Origin of the sequence: Kitasatospora sp. NBC_00315 (assembly GCF_041435095.1) — a bacterium.
In the GTDB taxonomy this organism is placed as follows: Bacteria; Actinomycetota; Actinomycetes; order Streptomycetales; family Streptomycetaceae; genus Kitasatospora.
On the sequence record NZ_CP108025.1, the window covers coordinates 4,298,440 to 4,309,970 of the forward strand.

Below are 11,531 nucleotides of genomic sequence, written 5' to 3' on the forward strand. Positions count from 1 at the left end.
CGACATGAATGAGCCCTACCAGCGCGACCACGCCGGCCATGCCCCCGAGGGCCGGCGAGCACGCGTGTTCCTCGCCGCGCCGCTGATGCGACTGACCGGGCCGGCGGACAGCGTGGTGACCCTGGCCAGCCGCACCCGCCTCACGACGCTCCGCTCCACGCTCCTGCGCAGCGGCGCCGCCGTCTACAGCGCGCACCACAGCGACGCCTGGACGGTGGCCGGCCGGGTGCCGGAGCCCCGGGTCCCGTCGGACTTCCGCGCGCTGCAGACCGCCGACCTCGTCTTCGCGTACGTCGGTGCCCCGCTCAGCGCCGGCGTCAGCCTGGAGCTCGGCTGGGCCTCGGCGCTGCGCAAGCCGGTCGTCCTGCTGGTGGACGAGGCGATCACGCACAACCCGCTGATCGCCACCATCGAGCAGGTCGCCCCGGTGCTGCCGCTCGTCTTCGACGACACCTGGTCGCAGGAGGCCCTGCGGCACACCGTCGAGACGGCACTCGACTGGGCCGGCATGGCGCTGTCGCTGCGTGAGGGCTTCTGGACCGCGCCCGGCGAGCAGTTCACCATTCCGCGCCAGCAGCCGCCGGCCGTCGGCCCGTTCGACTTCTGGACCACCGGCGCCGCGACCGGCTGACGCCCGCACCGGCCGTTCGCCGGGCTCCCCCCGGGCTCCCCGCACCCGACCGTCCCCCTGCCGCTCCCGTTCGGCCGGCGTACCGCCCGGGCCCCGGCCCCCGCCGCGCCCGCCACGAACGCCGTACCGCCCTCGCCCGCACCCCCGGGCGTCGCCGTGGTCCCTCGGCCGCCGGTGACGGCCGGTCCGGCGAGCAGCTCGCACCGGACGGGGACACGGCGTGTCCACCCGCGAGAGCGGAGCAGGAAGCCCGCCGCCCCGTGGCTGCCGGGGTGGTGGCGTTCAGTCACCGCGGCCCCCGCGCATCTGCCAGCCCAGCTGGAAGAGGGTCTGGGCGCCGTGGCGCTCGCGCAGGCGGGAGATGTGGCCGGCCACGGTGCGCTCGCTGAGGCCCATCCGGGTGGCGACGGCGCGCTGGGTGAGGCCGGAGGCCAGCAGGCGGCCGACGCGATCGGCGGCGTGGTGGGCGGAGCCCTTCACCCCGGCCGTGTCCCATTCGACGGTCTCGGCGCGGGTCCAGTCGCGTTCGAACACGCCGACCAGGAAGGCGACCGCGGCGGGATCGGTCACGAAGGACGCCCGGGTGTGGTCGTCGGCCGCCGGGATGACCGCCACCGTACGGTCGAAGATGATCATCCGGTGGAACGCCTCGTCCAGGACGCGGACCTGAGCCCCCTGTGCGGTGACGCGCGAGGCGTAGGCCACCACCGCGGGCTCGGCGAGCACCGAGGGCTGGTAGAGCGTGCGCAGGGCCCGTCCGCGGCCGAGCAGGGCGAGATCCTGCCGGGTGGCGATCTCCATGGCCGCCGCCGGCCGGTGGCCGGGCTGGACGGTGAGCACTTCCTCGGTGCAGTCCGACAGCAGCTGGGTGATCCGGTGGCGGATGTGGGTGTGCCCCTCGATGAGTTCGGAGCTGCCCGGCTGGTCGAGCCGGCGCGGCACCGCGTCATAGGCCCGGGTGAGGCCGTCCAGGGCGCTGGGGAGGCTCTCGGCGCGGACCAGGAGGCGGGTGGCCTCCGTGCGGAGTTCGGCGCCCAGACGGTCGCTGACGGCCCGCGGGCTGACGGCCGTGTAGGAGGCGTCCATCGAGTTCGGCATCACCAGGCCGACGTCCACCAGCTGGCGCAGTGCCGCCTCGTCGGACTCCGTCACCGCCGTGGCCGGCAGTCGCCCGCCCTCGGCCAGGATCGCCAGGTACAGCTGCCGGGCCGTTTCGTCGGGCGTGTCGGTGCCCGGATCGGCGGTCGGATCCGCAGTCACCTCGAACACTCCCTGCCGGATGTACCTCAACGTTCGATCATGATCGCAGCAGTGGCGCCGGGGCGCGATCGCGGTCGCTGCGCCGGCGGCCCCCGAGCGCCCGGGACATGCGGTCGCACGTCCCGCACCCGGGAGCCCGCCGGTGCACACCAGTGCCACAGGCGCTTCCGGTGAGGCGGAGCAGCAACGCCTCACCGGCTCCGGTTCGGTCGGCCATCACCACACATGGCCTCCCGCCGGCGCTCTCCCCCCTGTGCGCCGGCACGGACGTACCGGGCGCACCCACGTGAAGAGCAAGTCGCCGGCTTCAGGCTGCGGTTGCCTGGACGACCTGGCGTGAACCCAGCCTCACAGTGTGTCGGCCGGTGAACAAGTGGCGTCCGATTGCATGTTTCCGCAAGTGCAGGAACTTGCAGGCGGCCGACGCGGCTTCCAGGTGCGCAATTCGCCGAATTTCAGCCCATTCCGTTGGTGGGTCCCCGGGGAGTGTCCGCCGACCAAACGGTCATTCGGTGCGGCGGGGCACGACCGACATCATCACCCCCCCTGTCGGAAATCCGCTCCGATCCGGTGTTCCGGCATCCGATTTCCCGCCGTCCGCCGACCGGGCGGGAGGGGCCGGTGCGAGTGGGCCGGGGAGGGCGGCGGCGCCGCGGTCCGGAGTGTCGCCGACCGACGGCGGCCGGGATATTCGGTCGCCCGGCCGGATATCCCGGCGGAAAGGGCGGAGGGCGAAAAGCCGTGGCGGCGCCCAGGGGCCGCCACGGCCCCCGGGCGGGGCGGGAGCAGGGCGCCGGCGCCCCGCGCGGCCGCCGGGCCGGGTCGGGGGCGGCCGGGCCCGGCGGAAGTCCGGCGGCCGGAAGGACTCCCATGGGGCGCCCGGCTCCGAGGGTGCGGAGGAAAAGCGAGAATGTATCGGCGATGTGCAGAAATGGTGTCCGCCCAAGACTTCGAGGGTCCGCCCGGGCATTCACCACGAGGCTGTGCGGACCGGTCGCCCGCAGCGTTTCGGGTGCTGTCGAATATCGTTCGACCGAAGGCTCTCCGAGCCCCTGCCGGAGAACGGCTCCCTCGAATCGGCCGTGCGCCGATTCGAGGGAGCCGGCGCGCCCGCTCGGAACGGGTTCGGTGATGACGGACTTCCCATACCGGGCCGCTGCCGTCGACGGATTCGGTACCGCGGACCGTTCCGGGGCCGGTGGCCGGTTTCCGACGGACCGTTTCCGACGGACCGCCCGCGGGCCCCGCGGGCCCGCCGGTGTTCCGGGCCCGCCCGCCCGCGCTCCCGCCCGTGCTCCCGTCCGCGCTCCCGGCCCGTGACCCGGCTCGACCCCGTCACCCGTTCGGGGGAGGCCGGGGGCGACCGTCGCAACGGACGCCCCGGTGGTGTCGATGTCGCCGGCCCCCGTTCGACGTTCCGGGTAGAGGCCGGCAACGGCCGGACGCGCCGTCCGGACGCCCCGGCGGCGGACCCGGAGACCTACGGAGACACGTCATGCGATTCATGGTGCTGGTCAGGGCGGACGAGCGGAGCGAGGCGGGCGTGCTCCCGGCCGAGGACATGACCGACGCGATGGACAGGTACAACGACGAACTGGTCAGGGCGGGCGTCCTGCTCGCCGGCGAGGGGCTCCGACCGAGCACCGAGGGCGCCCGGGTCACCTTCTCGGGCGGCCGGGCCACCGTCACCGAAGGTCCGTTCGCCGAGGCCGGGGAGCTGATCGCGGGCTACTGGCTGATCGAGGTGTCGTCGAAGGCGGAGGCCGTCCAGTGGGCCACCCGGATCCCGTTCGAGGACGGCGCGGTGGAGTTGCGCAGGGTCTTCGACGCGACGGACCACCCGGCCGGGACCGTCCTGCCCGGGACAGCCGGGAAGGAGCGGACACCGCGCGAGGAGCGGCCGCGGAACGCGCCGCAGGCGTAGCGGTCCACGCCGCCGCGGTGGCGGGCGGGCCGGGGAGGCGGGCGCGTCGGTGGTTGTCCCCGGCCGGGCCGAGCTGCTCTGATGGGTGGCCGTGACATCCTCCGAGGACAGCCCGCCAGGCCCGCCCCCGACCGCCGGCGCCGGGCACGCGGACGCGGACGCGGACGCGGACGCCGGGCAAGGGGACGCGGACGGGGCCGCCGGGCAAGGGGACGCGGCCGCCGACGCCGGACGCGCGATCGACGCGGTCTGGCGGATCGAGTCGGCACGGCTGATCGCCGGTCTGGCCCGGATCGTGCGCGACGTCGGCCTGGCCGAGGAACTGGCCCAGGACGCACTGGTCGCCGCACTGGAGCAGTGGCCGCACTCGGGTGTGCCGCGCAACCCCGGTGCCTGGCTGATGGCCACCGCGAAGCACCGGGCGGTGGACAGCCTGCGGCGCAAGGACGTGCTCCGCCGCAAGATCGACGAACTCGGCCACCGGCTCACGGTCGAGGGGGAGGGCGCGGGGACCGGATCGGAGCTCGACGAGGCTCTCGACCGGATGGAGGACGACATCGGGGACGACCTGCTGCGGCTGGTGTTCACCGCCTGTCACCCCGTGCTGTCCACCGAGGCCAGGGTGGCGCTCACTCTGCGCCTGCTCGGCGGCCTGACCACCAAGGAGATCGCCCGCGCCTTCCTCACCCCCGAGTCGACCGTGGCGCAGCGGATCGTCCGGGCCAAGCGGACCCTGGCCGACGCGAAGGTCCCGTTCGAGGTTCCGAAGGGCGACGAACTCGCGGTCCGGCTGGCCTCGGTGCTCGAGGTGCTCTACCTGATCTTCAACGAGGGGTACGCCGCGACGACCGGGGACGACTGGATGCGGCCGGCGCTCTGCGCGGAGGCACTGCGGCTCGGCCGCGTGCTGGCCGAACTCGCCCCGGGGGAGCCGGAGGTGCACGGGCTGGTCGCTCTGATGGAGATCCAGGCGTCGCGTACGGGCGCGCGGACCGGCCCGTCCGGTGAGCCCGTACTGCTGCTCGACCAGGACCGCGGTCACTGGGACCACGTCCTGATCAGGCGTGGCCTCGCGGCTCTTGAGCGCGCCGAACGGGCCGCCGCGGAGCCGGCCACCGGCTCGGAGCCGGCCACGGGTTCGGGCGGGGCGCCGGACGTAGGGCCGGACGTAGGGCCGGACGAGGGCGCGGGCGGCCCTCCGCGCCCGCCGGGGCCCTACCGGCTGCAGGCCGGGATCGCGGCCTGTCACGCCCGGGCGCGCACCGCACAGGAGACGGACTGGGTGCGCATCGCGGCGCTCTACGCGGCTCTCGCGCGGGTCGTGCCGTCCCCGGTCGTGGAGCTGAACCGGGCGGTCGCGCTGTCGATGGCGTTCGGCCCGGCCGCCGGGCTGGCGCTGGTGGACGAGCTGGTCTCCGAGCCGGTGCTCAAGGACTACCACCTGTTGCCGAGCGTGCGCGGTGACCTGCTGGCCAAGCTGGGCCGCCACGCGGAGGCGTACGCGGAGCTCTCCCGCGCGGCCGGGCTGACCCGTAACGAGCGCGAGCGCGCACTGCTGCTGGCGCGTGCGGAGGCGAGTGCGGCAGCGGCACGCGGCGGCGCCGTGCCGGGAGGGGGTTGACCGGCGCGCGGAGCGGTCCCCCCGCGCCCGCTCCGCGCGTTCCCGCCGGGAACGCACCGGAGCGGTTCCCGCCGCCAACCTAACAAACCGCATGGTTGGTATGTCAACGGGGGCAGGTGAGGCGCCGTGTGCCCGCGTACGCCCACGCGGCGCGCGTCGGTGGTCGGTCGTGTTCAGCGGATCAGTCGGCGCTCCTTGGCCGCGGCGACCGCGCCGGCCCGGGTGTCGACGCCCAACTTCTCGTAGATCCGCCCCAGATGGGTCTTCACGGTGGCCTCGCTGATGAACAGGGCCCGGGCGATCTCCCGGTTGCCGAGGCCCTGGGCGAGCTGTCCGAGGATCTCCCCCTCGCGTTCGGTGAGCTGCGGCGCCGGGGTGCGCATCTGCGCCATCACCCGGGAGGCGACCGGTGGCGACAGCGTGGTGCGGCCCGCGGCGGCGGCGTGCACGGCGGCGAACAGCTCCTCCGGCCGCTCGGCCTTGAGCAGGTAGCCGGTCGCGCCGGCGCCGATGGCACGGGTGATGTCGGCGTCCGTGTCGTAGGTGGTGAGCACGAGGACGTACGGCGCGCCGGGAGCGCCGCTGATCCGTCGGGTCGCCTCCACCCCGTCGATCCCGTCACCCAGTTGAAGGTCCATCAGGACGACCTGCGGCCGCAGTCGGGCGGCCAGCGCGACGGCCTCCTCGCCGCTGCCCGCCTCGCCGACCACCTCGATGTCGCCGGCGCTGGCGAGCAGGGCGAGCAGACCGGCACGCACCACGGCGTGGTCGTCGCAGACCAGCAGGCGTACCGGCGTCGGCGCGGGCGGGCGGACGGGCGGGGTCACGGTGCCTCCACGGGGATCGCGGCGGAGACGACGCTGCCCTCGCCGGGGGTGCTCTCGATGGTCAGGGTGCCGCCGAGCTGACGCAGCCGGGCTCGCATCGCCGGGAGTCCGTGGCCCCGGCCGGTCTCCGGCGCGGATCCTCCCGCGATGTCCGGACCGGCGGCGCGGCCGGTCTCCGAACCGGTGGGTCCGCCGGCCGGGAACCCCCGTCCGTCGTCGGCGATGTCGAGCACGACCTGGTCGCCGAGGAAGGAGAGGGTCAGCGCCGCCGTGGTCGCACCGGAGTGTTCCCGGACGTTCGCGAGCGCGCCCTGGGCGATCCGCAGCAGGGCCGACCGGACGGGGGCCCCGAGCGGTACGGGCGCGCCGTCCAGGTGGAAGCGGACGGCCAGCCCGCTCTCGGCGCACTCGCGGGCGGCCAGCGCGTCCAGGGCCTGGTCGAGGCTGCTGCCGTCGGCGAGTTCGGCGGGGGCGAGGTCGTGCACGAAGCGGCGCGCCTCGGCGAGATTGCGGGCGGCCACCGCGCCGGCGGTGCGGACGTGCGCGCGGGCCGTCGCGGGGTCGGTTTCCCAGGTGCGGTCGGCGGCCTGGAGCAGCATCCGCTGACTGGAGAGGCCCTGCGCGAGGGTGTCGTGGATCTCCATGGCGAGCCGGCCGCGCTCGGCGAGCATGCCCTCGCGCCGTTCGGTGGCGGCGAGTTCGCGCCGGGTGCGGACCAGGTCGTCGATCAGCGCCTGCTGCCGGGCGGTCTGCCGTTCCATGTACAGGAAGACGGCGGTGGCCAGCGCGGCCACGGCGGGTGGCAGCAGGACCAGGCCGGGATCCACGTCGTCGGCGAGTCTGGCCTGCGCCAGCACCACGAGCGCGGTGAGCGCGGCGACCAGCGGGATCGCCGCCCGGGCGGGCAGCACCCGCAGCGCGGTGTAGACGAGCGGGACGGCGCACCAGGCGAAGCTCGGTGCCAGCAGCACCAGGACCACCCAGAGCACCGTCACCGCAGCCAGCGGGGCCCGCGCGGTGCGCCCGGCGATCCGCGGGCCGACCAGTTGGACGAGGGCGAGCGTGGCGCTCAGGCCGAGCACCCACGGCGCCCTCGGGCTGCCGGGGTGATGGGAGAGGTAGCGGGTCAGCGAGACGGCGAGCAGCACCACCAGGACGGTGTCGAGCACGGCCGCCAGCCGGCCCGCGTCCGGGTCGGGGCGGCGGGGCTGCTGCACCGGATCCTCCTCGTGCTCGGTCGGTTCGTGGGCCGGGTCTGCGAGCCGGCTTCGTGGGCCGGCTGTGCGCGCCGGCTCTGTGGTCGTTCGCGCGCCTTTGTCCGAGAGGGCCGCGGGCGTCGCCCGGGGGAGCGGGGGCCCGCTCTTCGGCGGTCCGGGCGCCCTCGCCGGCACCCTGCCCGACCTGCGGCGACACCACGATCCTGACGCGCGGGGCCCGGTTGCGCATCAACCGATCGGCTGACCCGGCCGTCCTCCATCATGCCTGCGCCGACGGGCCGGACCGCCGACCCGGCCCGCCCGGATCCGGGCCGAGGATCGAAGCAGGGCAGGGGCCGCAGCGGCTCCGCCACCGATCCACCAGGAGTGGGACCATGAAGAAGACCAGCGTGCGCACCCGGGTACTGACCGGCGCCGTCGCCGTCGCCGCCCTCGGAGCGGCCGGCCTCGGTGCCGTCTCCGCCAGTGCGGCCCCGAGCCCCTCCCCGGCGGCGCCCGCCGCGGTCGACGCCGAGCCCCAGAACAAGAGCCTCGTCCAGTCCACCGGCCTCAGCATCGAGGCCGCCACCAGGGCCGCTCAGGCCGCCCTGGACGCTGCCGGGAAGGACGGCCGGCACGTCTCGGTCGCGGTGGTCGACCGGGACGGCGTCACCCGGGTGCTGCTCAAGGGGGACGGCGCGGGCCCGCAGTCCCCGGAGTCCGCCGAGCGCAAGGCGTTCACCGCCGTCTCCTGGAACGCCCCTACCTCCGAGCTGGCGAAGCGCCTCGCGCAGGCCCCCGCCCTGAAGGACATCCCCGGCACGCTGTTCCTCGCGGGCGGCGCCCCGGTGCAGTCCAAGGGGGCCCCGATCGCGGCGATCGGCGTCGCGGGGGCCCCGAGCGGTGACCTGGACGAGCAGTTCGCCCAGGCGGGCGTGGCGGCGCTCGGCCGCTGACCCGGGCCGGCCGCGATCCGGCTCCGGCCGAGTGGCCCGGGAGCGGGGCCCGGCCGAGAGGCACCCGGGAGAGCGGGCCCCGGGGAACACCCGTCGGGCAGCGCGGCGCACGGGGCCGGCGGCCGTCGGTTGTCGGTGCCGCGTGGCAGGCTTCCCGGTATGACCCCGTGGACCCTCATCGACATCGAACGTGCGATCCGCTCCTCCTGGGGAGTCGACACCTGCGCGCCGGAGGATCTGGGCCGGTGGCACCCGGGCAATCCGGCGCGCGGCCAGTGCGGTGTGGTGGCGCTGGTGCTCAACGACCTCCTCGGCGGCGAACTGATGATGGGCGAGGTGCACGTCGACGGCGTGCGGACGGACCTGCACTGGTGGAACCGCTTCGCGCCCGGCGTCGAGATCGACCTCACCCGGGAGCAGTTCGACGCCTCGGAGGAGGTCGGCCCGGGCCGGCCGGTGGCCAGGCCGGCGCGGCCCGGCCGACTGCAGGCGGAGTACGAGCTGCTCCGCGGGCGGGTCCTCGCCGCGCTCACGGCCGGGGTGCCGGTCCGGCGGCCGCTCGGCGTCTAGAGTCGGACGGGCCGGTCGCCGCAGCGGTGGACAGCCGGTTGCCGCAGCGGTGGACAGGGAGCACGTGATGTCGGGGATGAGCGTCGGGTTCGTCGGCCTCGGGGCGATGGGCCGGGGAATGGCCGGGAGCCTGGTCCGGGCCGGCCACCGGGTGCGGGTGTGGAACCGCTCGCCCGAACCGGTCCGGGAGCTGGTGGCCGGGGGCGCTACGGCGGCCGACGGCCCGGCGGACGTCTTCGCCTGCGACGTCGTGGTCTCCATGCTCGCCAACGACGACGCCGTGGAGGGGCTGCTGCTCGACCCCGAACTGCTCGCGGCCGCCCGCGCGTCCGTGCACGTCAACATGGCGACGATCTCCGTCGAGCTCGCGGAGCGGGCTGCCGCGCTGCACGCCGAACACGGCGTCGGGTACGTCGCCGCGCCCGTCCTCGGCCGTCCGGAGGTGGCGGCGGCGGGTGAGCTGAACATCCTCGTCGCCGGCGAGGCGGCGCTGCTGGAGCGGGTCTCACCGCTGCTCACCGCGATGGGCCGGCGCACCTGGCACTTCGGTGACCGGCCGGTCCTGGCGAACACCGCGAAGATCAGTGCCAACTTCCTGCTGGCGTGCGCCATCGAGTCGCTCGCCGAGGCGTGCAGCCTGGCGGAGGCCAACGGGGTGCGGCCCACCGATCTGGTCGAGATGCTGGTGGGCACGCTCTTCCCCGGCCCGGTCTACTCGGGCTACGGCTCGATGGTGGCCGAACGCCGCTACGAACCGGCGGGCTTCCGCCTGCCGCTCGGTCTGAAGGACGTGAACCTCGCGCTGACGGCGGGAGCCGCCGCGAACGTCCCGCTGCCGTTCGGGAGCGTGCTGCGGGACGCCTTCCTGGACGCGCTCGCCCACGGCGACGGCGACAAGGACTGGGCCGCGGTGGCGGCGGTCTCCCGCCGCCGGGCCGGCCTGCCGGCCTGAGCCCGACGGGCGGCCCGACCCGGGGCGGCTCTTGACGGGAGCACGTCGGTCGCTGCTACCGTCCGGTGGAGGCCCCGGCCCCCGCCGCCGGTGAAAAAGCGTCCGTGTGCGGTGTGCTGAGATCCCGGTCAATGCGATGCGGCGTGATTTCGCCCTCCGGAATGGTGGCGACAAAAGCCGCTAATGGTGACCGAATTGACGGAACCGGACGCGAAAACCGGCCCGCAAGGACACAAGATGGTGACCGGCTACCGATCAGCCCGGGCGATTCGGTAATGTCCGTCGGACCTTCAGCTTCGCGGGGGCTCTCCTGTCACACGGCGGAGCCGTGCCGCGCTTCCGGGGCCACACCCGGACTTCTCCGTGAGGTTCCCTTGACGATTCGTCGTAGCTTTGCCCTCGCGGGTGCCGTCGCGCTCGCGTCCTCCGTCGTTCTGGGCAGTGCCCAGAGCGCGCTCGCCGCGGTGAGCAGCCCGTCGGCCTCCGCCTCCGCCTCCGCCTCCGCGATCGCCAAGGCCAAGGGCGACAAGGCGGCGCACGGGGAGCTCGGCCTGTCGGTGAAGGGCGTTCCGAACGAGTTCTTCGCCGGCGCCGACGCCAGCGAGTTCACTTTCAAGATCGACAATTCGACCGGCAACGACTTCGTCCTGATTCCGCTGCTCAAGTTCAAGGACGCCAAGGGAAAGCTGACCCGCGCCGACTTCACCGCGGAGTACCAGCTCCCCGGCGGCGCCTGGACCCCGGTCGTCGCCCCGCCCGGCACCGGCGCGGACGACGCGGCCCTGGTCGCGCTCGCCAAGCTGGACGACCGCGGTGAGCTGACCGACGACAGCATCCAGTACCTGAGCAAGGGCAAGAGCCTGACCATCAAGGTCCGGGTCGCCTTCGGCAAGGACGCGCCGCTCGGCAAGGCCGGCGTGGTGCCGGTCGTCTTCTCCGCCCCGATCGACGAGAAGACGCACGAGCCGGTCGGCGAGGGCGAGTTCTCCTGCGACAAGGTCAAGGGCGCGCCCTTCGTCATCCGCGCCCCGAAGCCGGCGCCGAGCCCCACGCCCACCAGGACGGGCAAGCCGAGCCCGAGCGCGAGCCCCAGCGTGACGGCCTCGCCGTCCCCGTCCGTCACCGCTTCGCCCTCGGCCACCGCTTCGCCCTCGGCCACGGCGTCCCCGTCCGCGAGCGCCACCACCAAGCCCTCCGAGACGCCGAGCGCCCCGGAGACCAGCCCGGCCGCCCCGACGAGCTCCGCGCCCGCGCCGACCGGCTCCACCGCCCCGGTGCCGACCACGAGCACCACCGACACCACCCAGGCGCCGATCGACTTCCCGGTGAACACCCCGACGGCCACCCCGCCGACCATCACGGACACCGCCGTCGCCAAGGCGAAGGCGGCCTCCGACGCGGCGCTGGCGCAGACCGGTGGCGGCAGCGACAGCACCCCGATCGCCATCGCGGGCGGCGCCGTCCTGGCCGCCGGCATCGGCACCCTCGTGGTGCTGCGTCGCCGCAAGGGCGCCCAGCACAGCTGAGTGGCCGAGATGCCGGTGCGGCCGCCGCGAGGCCAGGCCGCACCGGCGTTGCGGACGCTTGAGTGAAG

10 protein-coding genes are annotated in these 11,531 nt (G+C 74.8%); 7 read left to right on the forward strand and 3 right to left on the reverse strand.

All coding sequences use genetic code 11. The features are described 5' to 3' along the window. Positions 1-4: 4 nt before the first annotated feature. Entirely contained in the window at positions 5-631 is a 627-nt protein-coding gene (locus tag OG823_RS17530; RefSeq protein ID WP_371480520.1) for a hypothetical protein, read from the forward strand. A gap of 282 nt (positions 632-913) precedes the next feature. Here the strand turns inward: OG823_RS17530 and OG823_RS17535 are convergent, their stop codons facing one another. Continuing rightward, positions 914-1,891 (reverse strand): LuxR family transcriptional regulator, encoded by a 978-nt coding sequence (locus OG823_RS17535; RefSeq protein ID WP_371480521.1) that lies wholly within the window; start codon positions 1,889-1,891, stop codon positions 914-916. Positions 1,892-3,386: 1,495 nt separating this feature from the next. On the opposite strand from OG823_RS17535, the gene OG823_RS17540 reads away from it, so the two are divergent. Further along, positions 3,387-3,815 (forward strand): YciI family protein, encoded by a 429-nt coding sequence (locus OG823_RS17540; protein WP_371480522.1) that lies wholly within the window; start codon positions 3,387-3,389, stop codon positions 3,813-3,815. 91 nt (positions 3,816-3,906) lie between these two features. Then, positions 3,907-5,436 (forward strand): RNA polymerase sigma factor, encoded by a 1,530-nt coding sequence (locus OG823_RS17545; protein WP_371480523.1) that lies wholly within the window; start codon positions 3,907-3,909, stop codon positions 5,434-5,436. A 173-nt stretch (positions 5,437-5,609) separates the two neighbouring features. On the opposite strand, the gene OG823_RS17550 is transcribed toward OG823_RS17545, so the two are convergent. After that, positions 5,610-6,263 (reverse strand): response regulator, encoded by a 654-nt coding sequence (locus tag OG823_RS17550; RefSeq protein ID WP_371480524.1) that lies wholly within the window; start codon positions 6,261-6,263, stop codon positions 5,610-5,612. After that, positions 6,260-7,480 (reverse strand): sensor histidine kinase, encoded by a 1,221-nt coding sequence (locus tag OG823_RS17555; protein ID WP_371480525.1) that lies wholly within the window; start codon positions 7,478-7,480, stop codon positions 6,260-6,262. The genes OG823_RS17550 and OG823_RS17555 overlap by 4 nt, the downstream gene beginning before the upstream one ends. 374 nt (positions 7,481-7,854) lie before the next feature. On the opposite strand from OG823_RS17555, the gene OG823_RS17560 reads away from it, so the two are divergent. From OG823_RS17560 to OG823_RS17575, 4 genes are all read left to right on the forward strand, one after another. Further along, positions 7,855-8,415 carry a heme-binding protein gene (locus OG823_RS17560; RefSeq protein ID WP_371480526.1) on the forward strand — a complete coding sequence of 187 codons (561 nt, stop codon included), beginning with the start codon at positions 7,855-7,857 and terminating at the stop codon, positions 8,413-8,415. Between the two features lie 159 nt (positions 8,416-8,574). Continuing rightward, the gene (locus tag OG823_RS17565) at positions 8,575-8,985 is read left to right on the forward strand and encodes a hypothetical protein (protein ID WP_371480527.1); all 411 of its coding nucleotides are present in this window, start codon (positions 8,575-8,577) and stop codon (positions 8,983-8,985) included. A 67-nt stretch (positions 8,986-9,052) separates the two neighbouring features. Next, positions 9,053-9,937 (forward strand): NAD(P)-dependent oxidoreductase, encoded by an 885-nt coding sequence (locus tag OG823_RS17570; protein WP_371480528.1) that lies wholly within the window; start codon positions 9,053-9,055, stop codon positions 9,935-9,937. A gap of 374 nt (positions 9,938-10,311) precedes the next feature. Next, entirely contained in the window at positions 10,312-11,463 is a 1,152-nt protein-coding gene (locus OG823_RS17575) for an LPXTG cell wall anchor domain-containing protein (RefSeq protein WP_371480529.1), read from the forward strand. Positions 11,464-11,531 lie beyond the last annotated feature (68 nt).